The following is a 23,768-nucleotide window of genomic DNA, read 5'->3' as shown; positions in this document are numbered from 1 at the left end:
CTTACCACTCGATCCTTTCGGCGCTTTGTCTGCTTTCATTAAGGGTAATGCTTTCGATTTTCCCGCTTTTTACCTTGATGATTTTATCCGCCATCTGAGCAATCGCCGAATTATGCGTCACCAGAACAACACAGGTTTTCATTTCTTTGTTCAGATCTTCCAACAGCTTCAATACATCCTTGCCGGTCTTATAATCGAGCGCGCCAGTAGGTTCGTCACAAAGCAGGAGCAGCGGATTTTTGGCAACCGCCCTGGCAATTGCCACCCGCTGCTGCTCGCCGCCGGAGAGCTGGGAAGGGAAGTTTTTGAGTCGATCGTTTAGTCCCACCTTGTGCAAGATCTCCTTGGGATCGAGATGATCCTTGCATACTTCGGCAGCAAACTCGACATTTTCCAGTGCGTTCAAGTTTGGAATCAAGTTATAGAACTGAAACACGAAGCCAACTTTTTCGCCGCGATAACGAGTTAACTTCCTTTCATTCAGTTTCGTAATCTCCTGGCCCCCGACAACCACCTGGCCTGAACTAGCAACGTCCATTCCGCCTAATAGATTGAGTATCGTACTTTTTCCTGCTCCGCTCGCCCCGAGCACAACGACAAACTCCCCTTCCGATATGGAAAAGTCGATCCCGTCGAGCGCTCTGATCGGCAACTCCCCTACTTTGTACTCTTTGGTGACATTTCTGAATTCAATCAGTGTATTCAATGTTCCATCTCCTTCGCTTGTCTTCAAGAAAGCTCCTTCGCCTTCACGAGGATTCACTTGCTTAAAGTATGTTTGTGTATTAGTATGTTACTAATGTAGTATACTGTAATACACAATCTTCGAGGTGTCAACACATACATGCTTTGGGAGATGTGAATTGACAATTGCTGTTTCATCCCTTATGGTATGTTGGATGAGTGACATACTAATAGAGGAAATGGTGAAGCCATGACCATTACTTTTGATGATAATCTACCGATTTTCCAGCAAGTCGCCCATATCATTGAGGATGATATTTTGAACGGTACCTTTTGCGTGGACGAGCAGATCCTCTCTGTCGCACAGTTCTCCCAGATGTTCCAGATCAATCCGGCAACCGTGGTGAAAGGGATCGCCTTGCTCGTCAATGAAGAAATTGTGTATAAAAAAAGAGGGCTTGGCATGTTTGTAGCCGCCGATGCAAAAGCGAAAATTCAACAGAAGCGCAGAGATCGTTTTCATAAGGAAATGCTGTCCAATTTGTTAAACGAGGCCGATAAGCTGGGGCTGACAACCGACGATATCATAGCGATGATCAAGCAACTGAGAAAGGATGGACAGCCGTGAGTATAGCTTTGGCTTGCTACAATTTATCCAAGTCCTACGGGCCCACCACCGCATTGCAGCATTTGGATTTGCAGTTGGAGGAAAATGTGATTTACGGCCTGCTTGGGCGAAACGGCGCCGGCAAAACAACTTTGCTGGACACCATTGCAGGCGCAATCGCGGCCGAATCCGGCACGATCGAGGTTCAGGGAAAGAGGTTGAGCAAACGAGAGCATCCGGAGGACTTTTGTTATGTTCGCAGTCAATTTCGGCATTTTGGCGGAGCACGAGTGATGGAAGCTTTGCAAATCGCCGCTACCTTCTATCCCCGGTGGGATTGGACCTTTGCCCGTGAGCTGCTGAACATCTTTCTGGTCGACCAGGACAAAAAGATCCGTCAGTTCTCCAGCGGCACACAGTCGCTCATTGGCAATATCATCGGGCTTGCAAGCCGGGCATCGCTAACCTTATACGACGAACCGGTATTGGGGCTTGACGTTTTGATGAGGGAGCGCTTCTATAAGGCGCTCATGGAGGATTATGCTAATTACCCGCGCACGATTTTGCTGTCCACGCACTTGATCGACGAAATTGCTCCGGTTGCGGAACATATCTTCATCCTTGAGTCGGGCACCCTGCTGCTACAGGACCATATGGAGCAAATCCGCAAGTCCGCCTATCTCCTACGCGGAAATGCCGAGGCTATGGCCTCTTTTACGGAAGGCAAGCGAGTGATCTATCAGGAAGCTTACGGCAGAGGATTGCTCGCTGCTATCTACGAACCTCTAACCGACGCCGACATGCTGCATGTCCGTAAGTTAGACTTATCGATCGAACCGCTTAGTCTTCAGAAGTTGTTTTTGTATTTAATTGAAGGGGGTCTCTAATTTGGGCGCCTTGACCCTGCATTTCAAAGCCACTTACCGACAACTCAAAATGTACATTTGGTTCGTCTTGGTCATTATTGTGTTTGGCAGACTGACCGAACTTATTATTACTTCCCTCACGGAGGAGAACAACGTATCCCGTCTGTCGGAGACGAACATGCTCATTATTCTGTTGCCGCTGATCGCCATCGTGCTGCCTTTAAGTTATACCAAACGCATGGTTCATTTAGGGGCTACCCGTCAACAGGTTTTCTGGGGGCTGCATGGCGTCTATGCCATCTGGGCAGTGCTCGTCGCTTTGATTAACTCCCTGTGGGTCCTGATCCAAATGAAGGTCTTCCACAATTATGCCAACGTCGTTGATCTGGTCGACGCCTTCCACTGGAACGACTTCGGCTTCCTGGGAACGCTCCTTTACCAGACAGCTTTTTACTTGATGGCCATGGCGCTGCTGAGCATGCTAACTTCCGGCTATTCCAGTCCTGTTGGCTGGCTGTTGTCAGCATTGCTCCTAACGGCAATCCCGCTCGGAACGGCGATTTCTTCGTTGCGCGTCTATGTCAGCTCCTTTTTCCAAACGCTGCTGTTCAACGACTCCCTCCTGCTAGGTGTCGGCTACAATCTCCTGCTTTACCTTCTATTCGCTGCAGGCGGATGGCTGTTTACGAGAGTTCGGGCGCATTAGTGTTGGCCTTGTGGGGACAACGATTGTGGAATAGAATAAAAAATGTCAGCCGCTCATCATGTGATCGGCTGACGTTGGTCGTTGTATAGGTGTATGACTGCATATAGAGCCAGGTTATATTAGCAAGATAATGGAGGCACACAACTTGCAATTCCGCTGTTCATAGCTTGTTTCAGATGAAAATGGTGTTATGGAAGGAAAAAATAAACTGTTGGAGGTGTAGACATGAAATGGGAGGAAGTTCGAAGACTGTACCCAAACCGTTTTGTTAAGCTCCGCATCCTGGAGGGACGTATTGAAAACCAAGTACGATATGTTGACGATATGGCCATCATACAAGCTTTTGACGACAATATTGAAGCGACCAGAGAGTTAGTTCGAGCAAAAGACGACATTCTTGTCTATCACACAGGCAAAGAAAAAATTGAAGTCCCCATCAAACAATTATTCTGTCCCCAATCCGTCCCCAAAAGCGAAAATGGAGCGCATTCCAGATAACCTAGCCGCTCCATTTCCTCCCCTAGAAAAAACAAAAACCCCTTATGTACCAAGGGATTGAGGACTTTCTATGAAGTGCCGAGGACGGGGGTCGAACCCGTACGGTAGTCACCTACCGCAGGATTTTAAGTCCTGTGCGTCTGCCAATTCCGCCACCCCGGCATGGTGTCATAAATGATCACGGCATGGTGGGCCCTGAGGGACTCGAACCCCCGACCAATCGGTTATGAGCCGACCGCTCTAACCAACTGAGCTAAGGGCCCCAGATATAGGGATTCATCATGTCATGTAAGGTTGGTTGCGGGGGCAGGATTTGAACCTGCGGCCTTCGGGTTATGAGCCCGACGAGCTACCGAGCTGCTCCACCCCGCGATGTACCCAAGATGTGGATCATTTACGAATGGCGACAAGATATAATATACTACATGGCCAAGAGGTAAGTCAATCCTTTTTTGATGATTTCTGACCTTGCCCGTCCGGGCAAAGCCTGATCTCCCCTCGCCTTGCCTAAGGCATGTAGCGTACCCCGTACCTGCCGCGACGGGATCGGAAGATCTCGACCTCCCTCGGACTGTGATAGCCATACAGCCACCAGTCATTCTCCATCCGCTCCACCAGACAGCTGGCTTGGAATTTACTCTCGTACAACCGTCCCCAATAGATCCAGCGCACCGCTCATCCCTCCAACAATTGTTAACTTTAGCCTGCCCATTCTTATCAGATTCAAGCCATTTTGGGCATACTTGTCTTAGAGGAGGCTGACGAATCAGCCTTCGCAATGGGTACGTGCTCCTATGCAAGCAATGCTTGACCAGAGCCTGTAGCCCATCATCCAGCCCACGCTACCCAGGAGGTATCCACCCATGCACATCGGACTCGTCATCTTCCCATCCCGCGCCGTCCAGGACTTCGCCAACAGCTGGCGCAAACGGCTCGACCCGCGCTATAGCGCCATCCAGCCGCATCTGACGCTGCGGCCCGGTCTGGAGGTCGACGAAGTCGAGCTGTCGATGATCACCGCTCACATCGAGTCAGTCACCGCGACCTATGCGCCCTTCACGATACACTATGACCGGACGTCCACCTTCTATCCGGTTACCAATGTGATCTATCTCGCTTTGGAGAACCCTCAGCCTGTCATTACGCTGCAAGAGCGGCTGTGCAGCGGTCTGCTCGAAGAAGACGGGCCTGCCTATGTCTACACGCCCCATGTGACGCTTGGCCAGGAGCTGTCCTCTGATGAGCTCCACGATGTGCGCGCCAGTATCAGCCAGGAGACGATTGACTTCACCGACCGAGTCGACCGTATTCATCTGCTCTATCAGACCGCCAACGGCTCATGGACCGCGTACCAGTCGTTTTTACTTCAGGGCTAGCGAGACTCTGATGCCCCTTGCCTGCTCCGCATGTCGGCCTGCGCACGGTCACACAATCTTGAGTGCCGACGGATTTACGAGAGTTCTCGTCGCCACTCTCAAGCCATCATGAAGAGCCTGCCACCCCTCTCGGGACAGCAGGCTCTATCTAAACGCTACACAATTGCATGACTTGAGAACGATTAGCCGGCCGTTGTCTCTTCGACTGGTGTCTCTTCGACCTGCGGCTCTTCCTTAGTCTCGCCTTCCGTTGCATTGCCTCCAGCACCGTCTGAGCCGCCCTCTTCGGAGGCTGCCGCTTTCGACTTCAACTCCTGGAGCTTGGCGTCGCCCTGAGTCTCCCACTCGGCCAGCGCTTCCTTCGTGCTTTTCTTGTCCTCGACAACCTCCTGGAACAGCGGTTGAGCAAGCGATGTGACTTCATAAATGTCCGGATATTTGCGGTATACCTCCTGCAAGTCTATCGGCTGAGCCGGCTCCATCGTGTAGAAGGCCGCCACATTATAGTCCATTCCCTCGCGCGGCTTCAGGAACTCCTGGCGAGCGACCATCTCGTTGACGCTGCGAGATCTCAGCTTTGCCCACGCCTCGCTGTTGACGAACTTAATATATTCCCACGCGTCGTCTGGGTTTTGTGCCTTGGTGTTGATCCCCATCAGCCCGCTCAGATAGATGCTGCTGCCGACGCCTGGCTTTTCGGGATGCTCCGGCATGGTGACGACATCCCAGTCGATCATCTCGAAGCCTTCGACGTTGCCCTCGCTTTGCTGTGCGCGCCTCAGCTCACCAAGGTAATAGTAGTCGCCGATCATCATCGCGACCTTGCCGCTGAGGAAGGGATCATGTGAGAAAGGATTCATCGGCCCATCCACCATACCGCTCTCATTCACTCCGCCCTGCAGGTCCATCTGGGTTGCCGAAATTTTGTCCCGGTACAGTCCCGAGATGGTATCCCATGCATTCGCCCATTGATCGGAGTTGACGAGCATCTTCTCGGCCTTCTCGTCGAACATGCGAAGCTGCAGCGGCTCAATATAGGTTTGCAGATCCCAGAAGCTGTCGCCGCCCCAACGGTTCATCATGAAGCCATATACGCGGTCTGCTCCCTCGCCCTTCGCTACCAGGCGGGCTTTATTAAACGCATCCGACCATTGCATGCCGTCTGTCGGCGGCTCTACGCCGGCATCAGCGAACATCTTTTTGTTATAGTACAGTGCCGTTGAAGTGAAGGTTGGCGTCAGTGCGTAAATATTGCCCTCGCCTGCCGTCTGGATGCCCTTGATAACCGACGGCACGTAATCGTCGACGTTGAAGCCGTCCTCTTGCATGAGCGGGTCGAGCTGCTTAAGCGAGTTCTCCTGCACAAGACGATTTAGCATGTTGTATTCGGTCACGACGATGTCAACCGGATTGTCGCCGTTGAGCAACTTCTGCATTTCCTCATACGGGTCCGGCTGCTCTTGCTGCACTTCTGAGCCTTGATAACGCATCGTGTTGTAATCGATGGCAGACACGATCTGGATCTCGATGTTGCCGTTGTTGAATTCGAAGAGGTCTGTATATTGCTGCCGGAACCAAGGTTCATTATCCTCTCCGCCGTACAGCATGCCGATCCGCAGCACACGCTTCTCCGCGCTTGAGCTTTCGCCGTCTCCCGTACACGCCGCGAGCATCGGCACGACCATTGCCACCGATAATCCTGTGAACATCCATTTACGCCATGGTTGTTGTCTCATCTTTTATTACTCCTCCAATGATTTTAATGCACGAATAATAATCAGCCAGCCAACGCGGTCGACAACAATCGGTGCTGTCGATTTGTCAGGGAGCTTTTTTTCGCAGCCAAGCCATCTTGTGTCACACTCCACCTCCCTATGTCCCTGTATCGCAGGATTCATTATATTGTATAGAAGATAGGGAAAGATTAGATATTCCATAATTTTCTCATGCTTAATAGCTTAAGTTTCTCTTAAAAGGTCCAAAACGCAAGAACCCGCCATCCCTTCCGGGACAGCAGGCTCTCTTAGCGCTGTATGCATACTACTCGCGATCGATTAGCCAGCCGGTGTAGCCTCGGCCTCGGTCGTCTCTTCCTTAGTCTCTACTTCCGTTGCGGTGCCGCCTCCAGCATCATCAGAGCCACCCTCTTCGGACGCTGCGGCGTTCGCCTTCATCTCCTGGAGCTTGGCATCGCCCTGTGTCTCCCACTCGGCCAGCGCTTCCTTCGTGCTCTTCTTGTCCTCGACAACCTCTTGGAACAGCGGCTGACCAAGCGATATGACTTCATAGATGTTCGGATACTTGCGGTATGCCGCCTCCAACTCCGCCGACGTCGACTGAGCGGGCTCCATCGTGTAGAAGGCTGCCAGATTATAGTCCATTCCCTCGCGCGGCTTCAGGAACTCCTGGCGAGCGACCATCTCGTTGACGCTGCGCGATCTCAGCTTCGCCCACGCCTCGCTGTTGACGAACTTGACATATTCCCAGGCATCATCAGGGTTTTGGGCCTTGGAGTTGATCCCCATCAGCCCGCTCAGATAGATGCTGCTGCCGACGCCCGGCTTCTCCGGATGCTCCGGCATGGTGACGACATCCCAGTCGATCATCTCGAAGCCTTCGATGTTGCTCTCGCTTTGCTGCGCGCGCTTCAGCTCATTGAGATAATAGTAGTCGCCGACCATCATTGCGACCTTGCCGCTGAGGAACGGATCATACGAGAAGGGATTCACGGGTCCCTCCACCATACTGCTCTCACTCATCGCGCTCTGCAGCTCCATCTGATTAGGGATGATCTTGTCGCGATACAGCGCCGAGATCGTTTCCCACGCATTCGCCCACTGATCGGAGTTGACGAGCATCTTCTCCGCCTTCTCGTCGAACATGCGGAGCTGCAGCGGCTCCACATAGGTCTGCATATCATAGAAGCCCTCGCCGCCCCAACGATTCATCATGAAGCCATACGTACGTTCTGCGCCTTCGCCCTTCGTTACCAGACGGGCTTTGTTAAACGCATCCGGCCATTGCATGCCGTCTGTCGGCGGCTCTACGCCGGCATCGGCGAAGATTTTTTTATTGTAATATAACGCGGATGATGTAAAGGTTGGCGTCAGGGCGTAGATGTTGCCCTCGCCTGCCGTCTTGATGCCCTTGAGGACAGATGGCACGTAATCATCCACATTAAAGCCGTCCTCCTGCATGAGGGGATCGAGCTGCTTGAGCGAATTGTCCAGCACCAAACGGCGCAGCATGTTGTACTCGGTCATCACGACATCGACCGGATTGTCGCCATTAAGCAGCTTTTGCATTTCCTCGTAAGGGTCCGGCTGCTTTTGCTGTTCCCCTGACCTTTGATAAGCCATCGAGTTGTAATCGATGGCAGGCACGATCTGAATTTCGATGTTGCCGTTGTTGAATTCGAAGATGTCGGTATATTGTTGACGGAACCAAGGCTCGTTGTCCTCTCCGCCATACAGCACGCCGATCCGCAGCACGCGCTTCTCCGCGCTTGAGCTTTCGCCGTCTCCCGTACACGCCGCGAGCATCGGCACGACCATTGCCACCGATAACCCTGTGAACATCCATTTGCGCCATGGTTGTTGTCTCATCTTTTATTACCCCTCCAATGATTTTGGTGCACGAATAATAATTTTCTCTCCATCGAACTCCATCGATGCTTTATCTTTGATGTTGAGCTGTTGCAAATAATCCTTGGGGAGCTGCAGCCGGCCAACGCGGTCGACGACGACATACTCCTCATGCACGCCCTGCAGTCCCAGCTTGCCCCAGCCCTGACTCTCCGAGGCCTGATCGAGATTGGGATTGCGCTTGATGAACTCGGTGCTCGTCAAGCCGTCGCGGATCGCGACCACCCGGTCCACCTTGCCGGCGAGCGTCAGATCATGCGTGACGATGACGACAGTGACCTGCAGCTCGCGATTCATCCGGCGGAAAATATCCATAATCATATCTGAGGTCCGGCTGTCCACGGAGCCCGTCGGCTCATCGGCTAGCAATAGCTGCGGTTTATTGGACAGCGAGATCGCAATCGCTACCCGCTGCTGCTCGCCGCCGGAGAGCTGATGAAGCTTGTTGTGCATACGCTCCTTCAGTCCGACCCACTCCAGCAGTTGCTTGGCGTAGGCCCGATCCAGCTTGCCGGAGAGCATCATCGGCATCTCCACATTTTCCAGCGCCGACAGGTAGGGCAGCAGGTTGCGGGCATTGTTCTGCCAGATGAAGCCGACGGTATCGCGCTTGTAATGGACCAACTGATCGTCGGTAATCTTCAGCAGATCCCACGGCCCGACCTTGACGGTGCCTGCCGACGGTCGATCAAGACCGCCCAGCGTGTTGAGGAGCGTCGATTTGCCGCTGCCGCTGTTGCCGATGATCGCCATCAGCTCGCCCTTCTCCACTGTCAGGTTGAGGCCCTGCAGGGCCACAACCTCGAGCTCGTCGGTTTTGTAGATCTTGACGAGCCCTTCACAGTGGATCATCGGAGTCGATTCGGTCTCGGTCTCGGGATGCTCAGGTTTTGTCTTGCTCATCGCTCTTCTCCCATCTTGACGGCCTGATGCACGCGCAGACGACGAATCTGCAGGAACAGCATCGTCGCGCCGGTCAGCATCATGACGCCGACTACGATATACAAGGACATGGTATCTTTACTGTCGAAGATGACGCGGAACGGCGGCACCGATTCGGCGACATTGCTGGTCGTCTGCAGGAACGGCAGGAACAATATACTCGTCACCTTGCCGATGAGGATCCCTAGTCCGATTGACAGCCCTGCCGTGAACACCTGCTCGAGCAGCATCATACCTGTCAGCTGCTTGCGCGAGAGGCCCATCGCCCGCAGGATGCCAAACTGTACGACCCGTCCCGACAGATTAAAGAACCAGAACAGGATGTATCCAGCCAGCGACACCAGGATCGAGACGAGGAAGCCAAGCGACAGGATGCCGAATACGCCGCCTCGTGTCGGATGCTTCGCTTGAGCTGCAAGCTCTTTACGCACATCCTTGACCGAGGCCAACTCGACACCTTGCTCTTGCAAGGCATGGATGATCGGCGTCGTCAATGCGCCATCCTTCATCTTCAGCCACACATCGTAAGGAATCATCGGTACCTGATCATAGATATAGTCGATATTGGCGATGATGAACGGAGACTCTTCGGGATATTGGCTCGGCCAGTACGGCAAGATGCCGACGACGACGAACTCAACCATGCCATCCGTCAGACCCGCTGAGATGCGATCCCCTTCCTTGAGCTGGTACTTCTTGGCGACATTCGACGGGATGATCGCCGCGCTCTCGTCATAGATGCCCAGCGCATTCAGATAACGGAACGGATGCGTCGGGAACAGATCGTTGCGGAACCACGCCACCTTGGCGAAATCATCGTTGTTGATCGCCATCAGCGTGCCCTGGCCGATCGAGCGTCCCGAGACGACGATGCTAGCCTTCGTCTGCAGCACTCGTGCGGCCGCTTCTACGCCTTCCAGATTGCGGAAGATTTCGAAGGGCGGTTCACTCGTGTAGATGATCTTGGTCGGCTGCTGTCCGCCGCCACCTCCACCGCCGGGGTTGCCCCCACCGCCACCAGGGTTGCTACCTCCGCCACCGGGGTTGCCGCCTCCGCCATTACCGCCGTTGCCGCCTCCGCTGTTTGGCGGCGGCAGCTCGGCTTCGCCCTGCCAGACGGTCTGGACGATAACGTCGGTACCGTATTTGTACAAGGTCCGCTCGGTTGAGTTGAGATCGATCGTCCGCGCCGCCGAGGCATTGTAGACACCGAGGCCCAGCGTCAGGATGAGCAGGATCATGAGCGGATAATACGACTTGGACGAGCGCGAGAGCTGCGTCAGAGTCAGATACAGCGGCACCGGCAGCAGCGAGCGGCCGAGCCAGCCGAACAGCTTCAGCAGCCAAGGGAACAGCCGCAGGAAGAACAGTCCGAGCGCGAAGATCGAGATCGCCGGCACGAAGAACAGAAACGGCTGCACGTTCAGCTGGTCTGTCGTCAGTCCGGTCTGGAACGTGATCATCTGTCGCTCCTGGAACAGGTACCAGCCGTAGCCTGCAACGCCCAGCAACAGCACATCGAGAAACCATCGCTGCCATACCGGTCCGCGATCGCTCCTGGCGAGCTGTTGCTTGTAGCCGACGATGGATGCCCGCGCATAGACGATCGCAGGGATAATCGTCGCCAGGATCGCCAGCGCTACGGCTCCTGCTCCAGCGATGATCGCCTCTGTCGAGAAGCCGACCGGGATCGACTTGCGATCGACGAACTCCAGGAAGCCATTGGCGGAGCCGATGCTTTTGGCCATGAACCAGCCGAGCATCGGGCCGATGACAAGCGCTACTGCGCCGAGCAGCAGACTCTCGACCAGATAGATGCCGACGATCTGCCTCGTCCCCGCCCCCCGACTCCTCAGCACGGCGATATCGCTGCGCTGCTTGTCGAGCGCTTGCCTGGCATTCATCGCAATAAAGTAGAAGACCATCGCAATCATCGGAGCCGCCAGCGTGAAGAGCATCGTCTGCAGCTGCAAGCTCTGCTGCTTGAACTGCTCCAAGGTCGAAGCAAAGGAGATCTCGACCCGCGTATTTTCCAGCTTCTGATAGAGTTCGATATTGAGCCGCTCGAGCGTCCGGCTGAGCGGTGCGAGCTGACTCGTCTGAATCTCGCTCAGATCAAAAGCGTAATACCAGTTTGCGGTGTGGACCGGGATTTTTTGCTGCTGCATCATCCGTTCCTTGAAGGCCGCCTCGCTCACGTGCAGACTGCTCATCAGCCCCTCCAGCCCCTGATACCAGTACGGATCCGCAGGGTCGAGCGGCGCGTAGGCGCCGACGATCTTCAGCTTGAGCCGCAGATTCAGTCCGCCGTGCACCGGGTACTCGAACACATCGCCGATGTGCATATCGTTGCGGTAGAGCGACTCCTCCATGACGACGACCTCGATCTCCTCGCCGCTGCCTGCCCCGTCTACGTACCAGCGGCCTTGCATCAGCTCCGCCTTGTCCTGCAAGCCGGACATCGTCAGCAGCGACATCTGTCTCACCCGGCTGGCATCGACCTTGGTCGGGTCCTCCGGTGTGATCTCGCTGCTGCGGATCGCCAGCGACTCCACGAAGGTCGGATAGTCAAAGCCGATCAGTTGAGGCACATCGTCATGGATATACGTCGACAAGGCCTGCAATTGGTCGGGGTCGGTCGTCTGTCCGCCCACTGCCTGATAGCGCATGAGCAGCGAGCCTGCAGGCAGACCGGTGCTGTTCTCCTCGAGCGTCTTGGCGACGACCCGCTTGAGCGCGCCGTCCGCATACATCGGGATACTCGTGGCAAAAGCGACCGCAATGATCAGACCGACCAGCGTGCTGGCGGTAAGCCAGCGGTTGTTCCACATCTTGCGGAACAAAAAGCGGAACATCGGGATGCCCATAGCTTATCGACCTACGACTTTCTGCCCTGGCTTCAGTCCCTCGAGGATCTCCACCTGAGTAGACGTCTGTTGGCCGATCGCTACGTCAACCTCGCGCTTGCCCTGCTCGTCGACCACCTGCACATAGGTCCGCGAGCCCAGCGTGCGCAGCGCCGCAAGGGGGATCACGACGGCATTTTCCTTTTTCTTGATCGTGATAACCGCCGACAGCGGCGTACCGCGAGTCAGACCCTCAGGCTTCTTGTCGAGCTCGAGGATCACATACTTGTCAGGCGTATCCTTGTCTCCCTCGCCTCCGGGCTGATTATTGCCTCCGCCATCCTCGGCTTGGGCGATCGGCAGCTGCTTCACCTTGCCGGTGAACTGGCCGACGTTGTTGATATCGACCTTGACCGGCATACCGATCGCCACCTTCGGCAGATCGCTTTTGCTCACCGATATCGTGATGAGCAGATTGCTCGTATCGGCGATGACCGCGATCGGATCATACGCTTTGACGAGATCGCCTTTTTTGGCCGTCAGCGAGACGACCGTGCCTGAGAAAGGCGACGTCAGCTGGGCCTTGCCGAGCTCGGCCTCCATGTCGGCGATATCCTGACGCGCCTCCTCGAAGGCGATCGTCGCCTGCTCGAACTCCACCGGCTCCATCTCGTCGCGCTTGCGCAGCGTCTCCTTCATCTGGATTTCCTGGGTGCGGAACGCCAGCTTCTTCTTGCGGAGATCCTTGTGCATGTCATCGACATCGAGCTCGCCGATCACCTGACCGGCCTTCACATTATCGCCGTTCTTAATGTTCAACTCCTTCAGACGTTTGCCATCCAGCGTAAAATATACCTTTTCCTCGCTTGTAGACATCAGCTTGCCGATGCCTTGGACCGTTGTCGACAGTGTCGTCGTCGTCACTTCATACTCAGGCTTCTTGGAGATCTGCGGGGGCGTAATCGCCGGCAGCTCCTCCTCAAGCTCCTCATCAGGCAGCAGCGCACAGGCGCTGGTCATGACGAGCGCCGCACTCATCACGACGGACAGCAATCCTTTGAACCATCTGCTGCGTTTGTGCGTTTGCGTATCCAGAATGTTCTTCTCCCTTTTTATGTAAGATAAATACTAGACCAGTCGGCCGTCCATCATCTCGTAGACGCGGTCGGCGACCTCCAGGATCGTCGGGTCATGCGTCGTCATGCAGATCGTCATGTTCTCGGTCTGGATAATATGCTGGAAGACCGACATGATCTGAGCCGACATCTGCGAATCCAGCTCCGCGGTCGGTTCATCCGCAAGCAGCAGCTTCGGACGATGCGCGATCGACTTGGCGATCGCTACCCGCTGCTGCTCGCCGCCAGACAGCTCGAACGGCCGGTGATGCATCCGCTTGGCGAGTCCCACCATATCGAGCACCTCCGTGACGCGCCGCTTCCACTCGCCTCGCGGCACCTGCGCCATGCGCAGCGTCAGCTCGACGTTCTCATAGGCCGAGAGCATCGGCATGAGCGCGTACGCCTGGAAGATGAAGCCCATATCCCGCCGCCGCACCACAGTCCGCTTGTCATCGCTCAGCTTGTGGAACGGCTTCCCGTCGAACCAGATTTCGCCTTTGGTCGGCTGATCGAGCCCGCCGATCATGTTCAGCAGCGTCGTCTTGCCCGAGCCGGAGCGGCCTCTCAGCATGAGCAGCTCGCGCCGCTCGATCCGGGCGTCGATGCCCTTCAGCACATGCAGCGGGCCTCCGGCTACGTGGAATACGCGCTCCACGCCTTTGACTGTGAGCAGCGGTCCGGTCGGCTCCGGCTCTGCCGCGCGTTCCTTTGCCTTCGGCTTTACATTATCCCCCATGCCTGCCAACGTCTCTTCGACCGGTTCTGCGGCAGCCGCCGCTTCCTCGATTGTTGCTGTCGTCTCATTTGTCGGGGGGCTTTTTTTTCGCAGCCAAGCCATCTTGTGTCACGCTCCTCCTCCCTATGTCCCTGTATCGCAGGGTTTCATTATATCGTATAGACGATAGGGAAAGATTAAAAGTTACATATTTTTCTCATCTTTCCTAACTTAATTTTTCCTAAAGAAGCCCGGATCGCCGCAAGCCCAGCCTTCCAAGTCTAGTAATCGCATCCATCCGCGCTGCGGCGATCCATAGAGATGAGCTCCAATACGTCGGATTAGCTTCTCATCATGATCTGATTGCCCGAGGTGTAGCGGCGCAAGCCGTAATAAAAAGCGGCAAAGCTGATCGCTCCGAGCAGGAGCATCATCCCGACCGCTTGCAGCAGGAAACCGAACCCCGCCGTCTCCCGCAGCAGACCGATCGGCATGTAGCTGATCCAGCCCGCCGGCACGACCGTGAACAGCAACAGGCGCGCCGCGCCGCGGAACAGATCGGACGGATAGGTCGTCAGCGCAAGGAAGCTGTTGAACACCTGGAAGGCCAGACCCTCCGACTGCCCGATATAAAACACTAGCGTATTGGCCAGCAGCACGAAAAACAGGAACAGACAGCCGCTGATCAGCAGCCCGCAGCCGAAGCGGAAGGCGCCGAGCCAGCTATGATCCCCTACCCAGGCGTAGATCGCCAGTCCGAACAGGAAGTCGCCGATCGCCGTCAGCGACATCCGGCTCACCAGCAGATGGATCAGCACCGGCTTGGGCTGTGCCAGGTACAGGTCCAGCTCGCCAGCCGCCGTCATCGTCGCCACCCGCGTGAAGTTGCCGAACAGTATGCTCGCCCAGCCAAAGCCGCCCGCGCTGATCGCCCAGAGCAGCATCACATCCTGCAGCTCCCAGCCGTTGACGACCGGGAAGCGCGTGAAGAAGATGCCCCAAAACGCCAGCCAGATCATATTGTTGACAAACATCATGCCCGCCGTCAACAGGAAGCTCATCCTGAACTCCATCGCTCCTGCCAGATTCAGCTTCCAACATGTCCACACCAGTCGCCAGACGGCGACCGGCGTTGCCCGCTCGGGCCGATTATCCGCCATTGACATGCAGCTTGCTCACTCCTCTCCGATACATCAACATGACGACTGCGCCAAGTACCGCCACCCAGCCCCACTGGATGAGCAGATACGTCCGCAACAGTTCAGCGTCATAAGAGACGGCCATGCGCGCCGGCACATACAGCACCGCCTGGAACGGCAGCCAGGCGCAGATCGACTGCAGCCAGTCCGGCATCATCTCCAGCGGCAGCAGCATGCCTCCGACCGTGAACTTCAGCTTCTGCAGCACGAACTCCAGTCCTCTTGTCTCCTCGACCCAGAAGGCGCACAGCGCCACCGTCATCAGCAGCAGAAACGCCACGACGAACGATCCCGGCGCCAGCAGCGCCAGCGCACCCAGCCCGAGGCCAAAGTCCGGCGGGCCGACGAACAGCCAGGCGATCAGACTGCCCACCGCCAGATGGACGAGGAAGCGCAACCCAGCTTCGCCCAAATAGGCCGCCAGGTGATAACCAGTATAAGACAGCGGACGCAGCAGCCGGGTTGCGATGTCGCCTTGCTTGACCTCGGCCTCGACCTTCTCCGCAAGCCGCGGGCTCGCCATCGTCAGCGACTCGGTGAAGACGAGATACCAGACGATCTGCTGCAGCGTGAATCCGGCGATCACTGCCTCCGTGTCGCCTGCGTACGCGGCGCTCCACAGCTGGATGAAGACGTAGAGGATGAGCAGCAGGAACAGCGAGCGCAGGACAAAGTCCGTCACATAGGCCAGTTGATGCCGCATGGTGATGACTCCGACCGCTTCGTACTTGCGCAGCTTGGATACGATTCGCAGCCTCATGCATCCCCCTCCTCCCGACGACCCAAGCCACCCTGGTAGATCGCCCGGATAACATCGTCCATCGGCGGGTCCTCCATCGTCATATCCTCGATCCGATAACGCGCCATCAGCTCAGTCAGCACCTCGGTCATGCTCACAGCCGCCGTATCGACCATCAGACGCAGCACCCTTGGCGCTTCGCGATGCGTCTCGACTCCTGGCAGCGCCGCGAGCTCGGCAGCTTCCTCGGCCAGCCTGACGACAACCCGCTTGTAGCTGAGCACGTTACGCCGCAGCCGTTCGACCGGCTCGTCGACGATGACGCGCCCGTGATCGATGACGATCGCGCGGCGACACAGCCGTTCGATATCCCCCGGGTCATGCGAGGTCAGGAATACCGTCGTCCCCTCCTCACGGTTCAGCTCGAAGATCAACTCGCGGATCCGCTGCTTGACGATAGCGTCCAGACCAATCGTCGGCTCATCGAGGAACAGCAGCTCTGGTCGATGCAGAAAAGCGATCGCGATCTCGCAGCGCATTCGCTCGCCCAGCGACAGTCGGCGCACTGGCGTATCGATGTACCGTCCCAGCTCGAAGCGCTCGATCAGCAGATCGCGCCGCTGGCGGTAGACGGCCCGGTCCAGCTCATAGATACGACTCATCAGCTCAAAAGAGTCTGACGGCGGCAGGTGATACCAGAGCTGCGACTTCTGACCGAACACCGCGCCGATTCGGTAGGCCAACGCCGTCCGCTGCCGCCATGGGTCGTAGCCAAGCACATGCGCCTGCCCGCTCGTCGGATGGAGGATGCCGGTCAGCATCTTGATCGTAGTCGATTTCCCCGCGCCATTTGGTCCGAGGAAGGCGACCGTCTCGCCCCGTTCCACGCGCAGATCGATGCCGTCGACTGCCTTTTTGTCCTCGTAGCTCGGCCGCCACAGCGTCCGCAGACTGCCGCCCAGCCCTGGCAGCTTGCGCTTGACGCGGAAGTGCTTAGTCAGCCCCTCGACTTGCAATGCCTCATTCATCGTCTCTGTCTCCTCCCCCGTTATCAGTCACAGCGACAACAAGCCCACCAATGCAAAAAAGACCACCGGCAGCCGCCTCATAAAAGGCGGAACTTGCCGGAGGTCTTTTATTCCCCTGGTGTAACGCATGCCGGTCTCCCGGACACGCGCCGGTTTCGCTTGGTTCGCCCGCAGGCCACCAATCGCGCGGCCCGTTCGTCGGATCCCTAGAAACCCTTCCGTTTGATGTTATATATTACTATCGGATCAGGATATTGGCAACCGTTAATTTGGAGCGCGCTAACTTTACAGCTCCCGAACGGGGATACAGAGCTCGCAGCGGTCTGCAAGCAGCAGCTGTCCACGGTAACGTTCGATTATTGGTCTATCGTCGATGGAGTACCCTTCGGCAACCAGTCTTGCCGGAATCGACGCCCATGCCTGCTCCATCGCCGCTGCCGTATGCTCCAGCTCGAACACGGCATAACGACCGCCGCCCCATGTCCCTGTAGCCACCTCATCCTCCGCCAGCGCTTCCTCATCGCCGATGATGAGGCAGGCATCATAGCGACATGCCTCCGGAACCGTCGTCCTCGGATCATCTTGCGGGATGCCGAGGAAAACCGCCTCCTCCGTCAGCCTTCCCTCCTTCGCGGCCCAACGCTTCAGCGTCTCCATGGCCTCTCGGTTGTCGGGACCGTAAAGCCCCATTTTGCGGACATAGGCAATTCTACAAGCGGCAATCGTTTCCATTTGCATCGATTATTCTTCCTTTCCATATGGAGGTTTCACTACAAGCTGAATGCTAACATGATATAAAATATATTTACACACCTTTTTTTAGTAAATTTTCAAATCAAACGTTCTAAAACACAAATAAAACGGGCAAGCTCTTCTGCAAAAGAAGAACTTGCCCGTGATATCGTCTATAGTCAAGAATTCGTGGAGACGCTTCGTGCTTCGCTTACTTCCCGAAGCTCTGCGGGTCCTCGCGCCACGAATGGAGCACCGCCATCTCTTCGCTCGTGATCGCGCCGATCTCGCCTGCCGCCTCGACGAGCTTGGAGTAGCTCGACAGCGTCGTCAGCGGGATGCCGGCATTAGCGAAGGCTTCGAGCGCCTGCGGGAATTCGTAGGTGAAGATCGCCAGCGTCGCCAGCACCTCGCCGCCCGCCTCGCGTACCGCCACGCCTGCCTTAAGCGAGCTGCCGCCGGTGGAGATCAGATCCTCGATGACGACGACCTTTTTGCCCTCCGGCAGCTTGCCCTCGATCAGGTTTTGCTTGCCGTGACCCTTCGCCTTGTCGCGCACGTAGATCATCGGCAGCTGCAGCTTGGCAGCGACCCATGCCGCATGTGGGATGCCGGCGGTAGCCGTGCCTGCGATCACCTCGACTTCCGGGTAGCGCTCGCGGATGATCGAGGCGAAGCCGTCGGCGATGCTCTCGCGAATCTCTGGATAGGACATCGTCAGCCGATTGTCACAGTAGATCGGCGCCTTCAAGCCGGAGGCCCAGGTGAACGGGTCTTGGGGACGAAGGACGACTGCTCCGATCTGGAGCAACTGCTTGGCGATATGGTTCGCCAGTTGATCTGTAGTCTGAGTCATGCGTGTACCATCTCCTCTAGGATAGATTCGAGCGCCGCTCGCGGGTCGGCGGCCGCCGTGATCGGTCGGCCGATGACCATATAGTCCGTGCCTTGCGCGACCGCTTCGCGCGGCGTCATGATCCGGGTCTGGTCGCCGAGCGCAGCGCCGGACGGCCGAATGCCCGGCGTCACCGTCAGGAACGATTGGCCGCAGGCTGCCTTTACCGCTGCCGCTTCCTGCGGCGAGGCGACGACGCCGTCGAGACCGCTGGCGGCCGTCAGCTTCGCATAGCGCAGCACCGCATCCTCGACCCGGCCCTCGATGCCGATCTCCTCGTTGAGCACCGCCTGACTTGTGCTCGTCAGCTGCGTGACCGCGATGACGAGCGGTCTTCTGCCCGTTCCGCTGGCAGCGGCTGCCCCTTCCATCGCCGCCTCCATCATCGCCGAGCCTCCGGCGGCATGGACGTTGAACAGATCGACGCCGAGCCTCGTGACGCTCGCTGCGCCCCCCTTGACCGTGTTGGGGATATCATGCATCTTGATGTCGAGGAAGACGGAGTAGCCCCGCTCCTTCAGACTCGCCACGAAGCCTGGACCCGCCGCATAAAACAGCTGCATACCCACCTTCATGTAGCAAGGAACGCCAGCCAGTTCGTTCAGCAGCGTCTCGGCGGCTGCCGCGTCGGGATAATCCAGCGCCACCATGATCCGTCCGGCGGCCTCTTCTCTTGTCAGCGACATTGCTGCACACACTCCTTACGTTTACGGATAGTGACTTGACTGCACACAAGGGCGGCCATCCGCCGCGCTGCCATCCCGATCCTGTCGGGACGACAGCGCGCGGCTGGCCGCGTCTCTCGAAGCTCTCTATTGCAGCACCGGCATCGGCCGGGAGGAGAAGTTTATCGTCTGCATCATGACGAGCAGCGCCCGCACCGTGTCGAGCGAGGTCATACAGACGACGCCGTTCTCGACCGCCTCGCGGCGGATTCGGAAGCCGTCGCGCTCTGGCGTCTTGCCCTTGGTCAGCGTATTGACGACGAAGTGCGCCTGGCCGCCTCGCAGCAGATCGAGGATGTTCGGCGAGCCTTCGCTCAACTTGTTCACTCTCGTCACGCGCATGCCCGCTTCCTCGAGCGCCTGGGCTGTGCCGCCGGTAGCGATCAGGTTGTAGCCCAGCTCATAGAAGCCGCGCAGAATCTCGATCGCTTCCGCTTTGTCCTTATCCGATACGGTGGCGATGATGCCGCCCGATTGCGGTACGCGCATGCCGGCGCCGATCAGACCTTTGTACAGCGCCTTGGCATACTGCACATCGCGTCCCATGACCTCGCCTGTCGACTTCATCTCCGGCGTCAGCGTCGGGTCGACGCGGCGCAGCTTGGCAAAGGAGAATACCGGCACCTTGACGGAGACATACTCGTCCTCCGGCCAGAGGCCCTCGGAGTAGCCTTGCTCCGACAGCTTGGCGCCGAGGATCAACTTGGTCGCCAGGTTCGCCATTGGGATGTTCGTCACCTTGCTCAGGAATGGCACCGTACGGGACGAACGCGGGTTGACCTCGATCACATACACCTTTTCATTGAAGATGACGAACTGGATGTTGACCAGACCGAGCACCTTGAACTCCTTGGCGATCTTGATCGTGATGTCGACGATCTGCTGTTTGATATCCTCCGAGAGCGACTGTGGCGGGTACACCGCGATCGAGTCGCCGGAGTGAACGCCCGCGCGCTCGACATGCTCCATGATGCCGGGGATCAGCACCTGCTCGCCGTCGCAGATCGCGTCGACTTCGGCTTCCTTGCCCAGCATATAGCGGTCGATCAGCACCGGATGCTCCGGATTGATCTTCACCGCTTGCTCCATATATGTCAGCAGCTCCTGGTCGGAGTATACGATCTCCATCGCCCGGCCGCCGAGTACGTACGACGGACGCACCAGTACCGGATAGCCCAGGCCGCTCGCGGTCTCGACCGCTTCGTCGACCGAGATGACCGTCTTGCCTTCCGGCTGCGCGATATCCAGCTTGCGGAGCAACGCCTCGAACTTCTTGCGATCCTCGGCAGAGTCGATCGACTCGAGACTCGATCCGAGGATGCGCACGCCTGCCTTGCTCAGCGGCGCCGCCAGGTTGATCGCCGTCTGTCCGCCGAACTGGACGATGACGCCGATCGGCTTCTCTTGCTCGATGACGTTCATGACGTCCTCGAAGAACAGCGGCTCAAAGTAGAGGCGGTCCGACGTATTGAAGTCCGTCGACACCGTCTCCGGGTTGTTGTTGATGATGACCGCTTCATAGCCGGCATCCTGGATCGCCCATACTGCATGCACCGTAGAGTAGTCAAACTCGATGCCTTGGCCGATCCGGATCGGACCGGAGCCGAGCACCAATACCTTTTCCTTCTCGGTATGGAGCACTTCATTCTCCGTCTCGTAGGTCGAGTAGTAATAAGGCGTCGTCGCTTCGAACTCGGCCGCGCATGTGTCGACCATCTTGTATACCGGCTTCAGCCCTTGCGCCAGACGATGCGTACGGATATCGTCCTCGCGGGTCAGCTCGGCGCCCGGTTGGCCTTCCTGGCGCAGCTCGGCGATCGCGCGGTCGGTGAAGCCCATCCGCTTCGCCTCATACAGCAGCTCGTCGGTCAGTGCTTCCTTGCGCAGTCTGTCCTCGAACTTGACGATCGCCTCCAGCTTGTCGAGGAACCACCAGTCGATGTTAGTCAGGTCCTGGATCTCCTGCAGCGCATAGCCTCTGCGGAATGCTTCGGCGACCAGGAACATCCGCTCGTCGTCCGGCTTCTGCAGACGAGTGCGAAGGATCGCGTCGTCGAGCTGCTCCGCATCCTTCAGGTAGATACGGTGCGCGCCGATCTCCAGCGAGCGGACCGCCTTGTGCATCGACTCCTCGAACGTACGGCCGATCGCCATGACCTCGCCAGTCGCCTTCATCTGCGTGCCCAGCTTGCGGTTCGCCGAGATGAACTTGTCGAACGGCCAGCGCGGGATCTTGGAGACGATGTAGTCGAGCGTCGGCTCGAAGCAGGCATACGTCTGGCCTGTGACCGGGTTGACGATCTCGTCGAGCGTGTAGCCAATCGCGATCTTCGCCGCCATCTTCGCGATCGGATAACCAGTCGCCTTGGACGCCAGCGCCGAGGAGCGGCTGACGCGCGGGTTCACCTCGATGACATAATATTGATAGCTCTGCGGATCCAGCGCGAACTGCACGTTGCAGCCGCCCTCGATATTGAGCGCGCGGATAATTTTCAGCGACGCCGAGCGCAGCATCTGGTACTCGCGGTCGGAGAGCGTCTGGCTCGGCGCGACGACGATGCTGTCGCCCGTGTGGACGCCTACGGGATCGAAGTTCTCCATGTTACAGACGACGATACAGTTGTCGTTGGCGTCGCGCATGACTTCGTACTCGACTTCCTTCATGCCGGCGATGCTCTTCTCGATCAGACATTGGTTGATAGGGCTGTACCGGATACCCGAGGCTACCGTCTCGAGCAGCTCCTCTTCGTTGGCGCAAATGCCGCCGCCAGTGCCGCCGAGCGTATACGCCGGACGGACGATAATCGGATAGCCAATCTCATTGGCGAAATCTACCGCTTCCTGCACCGTCGTGACGATCGTGCTGTCCGGTACCGGCTGCTCGAGCTCGCGCATCAGGTCGCGGAACAGGTCGCGGTCCTCCGCCTTCTCGATGGCAGTCAGCTGCGTGCCGAGCAGCTTGACGTTCTCGCGCTCCAGTACACCGGCGCGTGCCAGCTCAACCGCCATGTTGAGGCCGGTCTGACCGCCCAGTGTCGGCAGCAGGCCGTCGGGACGCTCCTGACGGATGATCTGGGAGACGAACTCCAGCGTGATCGGCTCGATGTATACTTTGTCGGCCATGTTGGTATCGGTCATAATCGTCGCCGGGTTGCTGTTGATCAGGACGACCTCCATGCCTTCTTCCTTCAGCGCTTGGCAAGCTTGCGTTCCGGCATAGTCGAACTCGGCCGCCTGTCCGATGACGATCGGACCGGAGCCGATGACGAGAATTTTTTTGAGTTCTTTATTTTTGGGCATACTGAAGTTCTCCTTTCGACGCTTCGGACAGCTGCGCCTGGCGCGGCGGTTGCGGGTGATTCTGCTTGTGACGGCGGATCATCTCCAGGAACTCGTCGAACAGATAGCTCGAGTCGAATGGTCCCGGAGCCGCCTCCGGATGATACTGCACCGTAAATGCCGGATGCGTATTATGCTTCAGACCTTCGATGGTCCGGTCATTGTTGTTGATATGGGTGACGCTCAGGTTGGTGCCCTTGATCGAGTCCTCGAGCACCGTGTAGCCATGGTTCTGCGAAGTGATGTAGCAACGGTCGGTCGCCAGCTCCTTCACCGGATGGTTGCCGCCGCGATGGCCGAACTTCAGCTTCGTCGTGTCTGCGCCGCAAGCGAGCGCGAACAGCTGGTGGCCCAGGCAGATGCCGAACATCGGATATTCTCCGATCAGCTGGCGCAACGTCTCTACCGATTGAGGCACGTCCTTGGGGTCCCCAGGGCCGTTGGAGAGCTGGATGCCGTCCGGGTTCAGCTTGCGGATCTGATCGGCGGTCGCATCATGCGGCACGACGACAACGTCGCAGCCGCGCTTGGTCAGCTCGCGCAGGATGCCGCTCTTGGCGCCATAGTCGATCAGGACGATCCGCTCGCCAGCTCCAGGGCTGGAGAACACATGCTTGGTCGAGGTGCGCTTGACCTGATCGCGCATAAGCGGCGAGGCAGACAGACGCTCCATCAGCTCCTCTACACGCTCGCTGCCAGTCGTCAGGATGCCCTTCATCGTGCCGTAGTGGCGCAGCTTGCGCGTCAGCATCCGGGTGTCGATGTCGCTGATGCCGGGGATGCCGTATTCCTTGAGCAGCGTGCCTAGCGAATACTCGGCGCGCCAGTTGCTCGGCACCTCCTCGTGACGACGCACGACGAAGCCGTGGATATAAGGCGAGATCGACTCGAAGTCGTCGCGGGTAATGCCATAGTTGCCGATCAGCGGGTAGGTCATCGTCACGATCTGACCACAGTACGACGGATCGGACAGCACCTCCTGGTAGCCTGTGATGCCTGTGTTGAATACAACCTCTCCCGTTTGCTGCGCTTCCGCGCCAAAGGAACGTCCGGTGAACAACGTTCCGTCTTCCAGTAACAATCTCGCTTGCATCCGTATCACTCCTTAA

21 protein-coding genes and 3 tRNA genes are annotated in these 23,768 nt (G+C 57.3%); 5 read left to right on the top strand and 19 right to left on the bottom strand.

Annotation, left to right across the window (positions count from 1 at the left end):
* Position 1: 1 nt before the first annotated feature.
* The gene (locus PA598K_RS19110) at positions 2 to 706 is read right to left on the bottom strand and encodes an ABC transporter ATP-binding protein (protein WP_128658489.1); all 705 of its coding nucleotides are present in this window, start codon (positions 704 to 706) and stop codon (positions 2 to 4) included.
* Positions 707 to 934: 228 nt separating this feature from the next.
* On the opposite strand from PA598K_RS19110, the gene PA598K_RS19105 reads away from it, so the two are divergent.
* The 4 genes from PA598K_RS19105 (at position 935) to PA598K_RS19090 (ending at position 3,361) form a co-directional block, all read left to right on the top strand.
* Complete coding sequence (locus PA598K_RS19105; RefSeq protein ID WP_128658488.1) at positions 935 to 1,312, top strand: GntR family transcriptional regulator; 378 nt, start codon at positions 935 to 937, stop codon at positions 1,310 to 1,312.
* A complete protein-coding gene (locus PA598K_RS19100; RefSeq protein WP_128658487.1) occupies positions 1,309 to 2,178 on the top strand; it encodes an ATP-binding cassette domain-containing protein in 870 nt (289 codons plus the stop codon). Before PA598K_RS19105 ends, PA598K_RS19100 begins: the two co-directional genes overlap by 4 nt.
* A gap of 1 nt (position 2,179) precedes the next feature.
* Entirely contained in the window at positions 2,180 to 2,863 is a 684-nt protein-coding gene (locus PA598K_RS19095; protein WP_128658486.1) for a hypothetical protein, read from the top strand.
* A gap of 225 nt (positions 2,864 to 3,088) precedes the next feature.
* Positions 3,089 to 3,361, top strand: coding sequence for a hypothetical protein (locus PA598K_RS19090; RefSeq protein WP_128658485.1), 273 nt, complete (start codon positions 3,089 to 3,091; stop codon positions 3,359 to 3,361).
* A gap of 76 nt (positions 3,362 to 3,437) precedes the next feature.
* Here PA598K_RS19090 and PA598K_RS19085 read toward each other — a convergent pair.
* The 4 genes from PA598K_RS19085 to PA598K_RS36330 form a co-directional block, all read right to left on the bottom strand.
* A tRNA-Leu gene (locus tag PA598K_RS19085) sits at positions 3,438 to 3,523 on the bottom strand.
* Between the two features lie 24 nt (positions 3,524 to 3,547).
* A tRNA-Ile gene (locus PA598K_RS19080) sits at positions 3,548 to 3,624 on the bottom strand.
* Between the two features lie 32 nt (positions 3,625 to 3,656).
* Positions 3,657 to 3,733, bottom strand: a tRNA-Met gene (locus tag PA598K_RS19075).
* A 135-nt stretch (positions 3,734 to 3,868) separates the two neighbouring features.
* On the bottom strand, positions 3,869 to 4,033 hold the full coding sequence (locus tag PA598K_RS36330; protein ID WP_185602091.1) for a hypothetical protein: 165 nt from the start codon (positions 4,031 to 4,033) through the stop codon (positions 3,869 to 3,871).
* A gap of 191 nt (positions 4,034 to 4,224) precedes the next feature.
* Between PA598K_RS36330 and PA598K_RS19070 the strand changes: the two genes are divergently transcribed.
* Positions 4,225 to 4,737 (top strand): 2'-5' RNA ligase family protein, encoded by a 513-nt coding sequence (locus PA598K_RS19070; protein WP_128658484.1) that lies wholly within the window; start codon positions 4,225 to 4,227, stop codon positions 4,735 to 4,737.
* Between the two features lie 182 nt (positions 4,738 to 4,919).
* Here PA598K_RS19070 and PA598K_RS19065 read toward each other — a convergent pair whose 3' ends face one another.
* The 14 genes from PA598K_RS19065 to PA598K_RS19000 form a co-directional block, all read right to left on the bottom strand.
* Positions 4,920 to 6,473 carry an ABC transporter substrate-binding protein gene (locus PA598K_RS19065; protein ID WP_128658483.1) on the bottom strand — a complete coding sequence of 518 codons (1,554 nt, stop codon included), beginning with the start codon at positions 6,471 to 6,473 and terminating at the stop codon, positions 4,920 to 4,922.
* Positions 6,474 to 6,791: 318 nt separating this feature from the next.
* Complete coding sequence (locus tag PA598K_RS19060) at positions 6,792 to 8,342, bottom strand: ABC transporter substrate-binding protein (protein WP_128658482.1); 1,551 nt, start codon at positions 8,340 to 8,342, stop codon at positions 6,792 to 6,794.
* Positions 8,343 to 8,348: 6 nt separating this feature from the next.
* A complete protein-coding gene (locus tag PA598K_RS19055; protein WP_128658516.1) occupies positions 8,349 to 9,233 on the bottom strand; it encodes an ABC transporter ATP-binding protein in 885 nt (294 codons plus the stop codon).
* Between the two features lie 47 nt (positions 9,234 to 9,280).
* Complete coding sequence (locus PA598K_RS19050; protein WP_128658481.1) at positions 9,281 to 12,190, bottom strand: ABC transporter permease; 2,910 nt, start codon at positions 12,188 to 12,190, stop codon at positions 9,281 to 9,283.
* Between the two features lie 3 nt (positions 12,191 to 12,193).
* The gene (locus PA598K_RS19045) at positions 12,194 to 13,207 is read right to left on the bottom strand and encodes an efflux RND transporter periplasmic adaptor subunit (protein WP_260405494.1); all 1,014 of its coding nucleotides are present in this window, start codon (positions 13,205 to 13,207) and stop codon (positions 12,194 to 12,196) included.
* 90 nt (positions 13,208 to 13,297) lie between these two features.
* Entirely contained in the window at positions 13,298 to 14,125 is an 828-nt protein-coding gene (locus PA598K_RS19040; protein ID WP_128658480.1) for an ABC transporter ATP-binding protein, read from the bottom strand.
* Between the two features lie 218 nt (positions 14,126 to 14,343).
* Positions 14,344 to 15,168, bottom strand: a complete 825-nt coding sequence (locus PA598K_RS19035) for an ABC transporter permease (protein ID WP_260405490.1) — start codon at positions 15,166 to 15,168, stop codon at positions 14,344 to 14,346.
* Positions 15,152 to 15,961 (bottom strand): ABC transporter permease, encoded by an 810-nt coding sequence (locus tag PA598K_RS19030; protein ID WP_185602090.1) that lies wholly within the window; start codon positions 15,959 to 15,961, stop codon positions 15,152 to 15,154. Before PA598K_RS19030 ends, PA598K_RS19035 begins: the two co-directional genes overlap by 17 nt.
* Positions 15,958 to 16,968: an ABC transporter ATP-binding protein gene (locus PA598K_RS19025; RefSeq protein WP_128658479.1), complete on the bottom strand. Its 1,011-nt coding sequence runs from the start codon at positions 16,966 to 16,968 to the stop codon at positions 15,958 to 15,960. Before PA598K_RS19025 ends, PA598K_RS19030 begins: the two co-directional genes overlap by 4 nt.
* Before the next feature lie 285 nt (positions 16,969 to 17,253).
* Positions 17,254 to 17,706 carry an AraC family transcriptional regulator gene (locus PA598K_RS19020; protein WP_128658478.1) on the bottom strand — a complete coding sequence of 151 codons (453 nt, stop codon included), beginning with the start codon at positions 17,704 to 17,706 and terminating at the stop codon, positions 17,254 to 17,256.
* 205 nt (positions 17,707 to 17,911) lie between these two features.
* Positions 17,912 to 18,556, bottom strand: a complete 645-nt coding sequence (gene pyrE / locus PA598K_RS19015; protein WP_128658477.1) for an orotate phosphoribosyltransferase — start codon at positions 18,554 to 18,556, stop codon at positions 17,912 to 17,914.
* Positions 18,553 to 19,281 (bottom strand): orotidine-5'-phosphate decarboxylase, encoded by a 729-nt coding sequence (gene pyrF / locus PA598K_RS19010; protein WP_128658476.1) that lies wholly within the window; start codon positions 19,279 to 19,281, stop codon positions 18,553 to 18,555. Before pyrF ends, pyrE begins: the two co-directional genes overlap by 4 nt.
* 126 nt (positions 19,282 to 19,407) lie before the next feature.
* Positions 19,408 to 22,620 carry a carbamoyl-phosphate synthase large subunit gene (gene carB / locus PA598K_RS19005; RefSeq protein WP_128658475.1) on the bottom strand — a complete coding sequence of 1,071 codons (3,213 nt, stop codon included), beginning with the start codon at positions 22,618 to 22,620 and terminating at the stop codon, positions 19,408 to 19,410.
* Positions 22,607 to 23,752: a carbamoyl phosphate synthase small subunit gene (locus PA598K_RS19000; RefSeq protein ID WP_128658474.1), complete on the bottom strand. Its 1,146-nt coding sequence runs from the start codon at positions 23,750 to 23,752 to the stop codon at positions 22,607 to 22,609. Before PA598K_RS19000 ends, carB begins: the two co-directional genes overlap by 14 nt.
* Between the last annotated feature and the right edge of the window lie 16 nt (positions 23,753 to 23,768).

This window comes from Paenibacillus sp. 598K (assembly GCF_003851045.1).
GTDB lineage: Bacteria > Bacillota > Bacilli > Paenibacillales > Paenibacillaceae > Paenibacillus_D.
This window is presented reverse-complemented; position numbering and strand designations above follow the sequence as displayed.

Bases quoted from the DNA above. Each gene is read 5' to 3' on its own strand.
- carB (WP_128658475.1), bottom strand. From the start codon at position 22,620: ATGCCCAAAAATAAAGAACTCAAAAAAATTCTCGTCATCGGCTCCGGT.
- pyrF (WP_128658476.1), bottom strand. From the start codon at position 19,281: ATGTCGCTGACAAGAGAAGAGGCCGCCGGACGGATCATGGTGGCGCTG.
- PA598K_RS19070 (WP_128658484.1), top strand. From the start codon at position 4,225: ATGCACATCGGACTCGTCATCTTCCCATCCCGCGCCGTCCAGGACTTC.
- PA598K_RS19105 (WP_128658488.1), top strand. From the start codon at position 935: ATGACCATTACTTTTGATGATAATCTACCGATTTTCCAGCAAGTCGCC.
- PA598K_RS19035 (WP_260405490.1), bottom strand. From the start codon at position 15,168: ATGTCAATGGCGGATAATCGGCCCGAGCGGGCAACGCCGGTCGCCGTC.
- pyrE (WP_128658477.1), bottom strand. From the start codon at position 18,556: ATGACTCAGACTACAGATCAACTGGCGAACCATATCGCCAAGCAGTTG.
- PA598K_RS19030 (WP_185602090.1), bottom strand. From the start codon at position 15,961: ATGAGGCTGCGAATCGTATCCAAGCTGCGCAAGTACGAAGCGGTCGGA.
- PA598K_RS19045 (WP_260405494.1), bottom strand. From the start codon at position 13,207: ATGAGTGCGGCGCTCGTCATGACCAGCGCCTGTGCGCTGCTGCCTGAT.
- PA598K_RS19050 (WP_128658481.1), bottom strand. From the start codon at position 12,190: ATGGGCATCCCGATGTTCCGCTTTTTGTTCCGCAAGATGTGGAACAAC.
- PA598K_RS19065 (WP_128658483.1), bottom strand. From the start codon at position 6,473: ATGAGACAACAACCATGGCGTAAATGGATGTTCACAGGATTATCGGTG.
- PA598K_RS19055 (WP_128658516.1), bottom strand. From the start codon at position 9,233: ATGATCCACTGTGAAGGGCTCGTCAAGATCTACAAAACCGACGAGCTC.
- PA598K_RS19090 (WP_128658485.1), top strand. From the start codon at position 3,089: ATGAAATGGGAGGAAGTTCGAAGACTGTACCCAAACCGTTTTGTTAAG.
- PA598K_RS19040 (WP_128658480.1), bottom strand. From the start codon at position 14,125: ATGGCTTGGCTGCGAAAAAAAAGCCCCCCGACAAATGAGACGACAGCA.
- PA598K_RS19000 (WP_128658474.1), bottom strand. From the start codon at position 23,752: ATGCAAGCGAGATTGTTACTGGAAGACGGAACGTTGTTCACCGGACGT.
- PA598K_RS19025 (WP_128658479.1), bottom strand. From the start codon at position 16,968: ATGAATGAGGCATTGCAAGTCGAGGGGCTGACTAAGCACTTCCGCGTC.
- PA598K_RS19060 (WP_128658482.1), bottom strand. From the start codon at position 8,342: ATGAGACAACAACCATGGCGCAAATGGATGTTCACAGGGTTATCGGTG.
- PA598K_RS19020 (WP_128658478.1), bottom strand. From the start codon at position 17,706: ATGCAAATGGAAACGATTGCCGCTTGTAGAATTGCCTATGTCCGCAAA.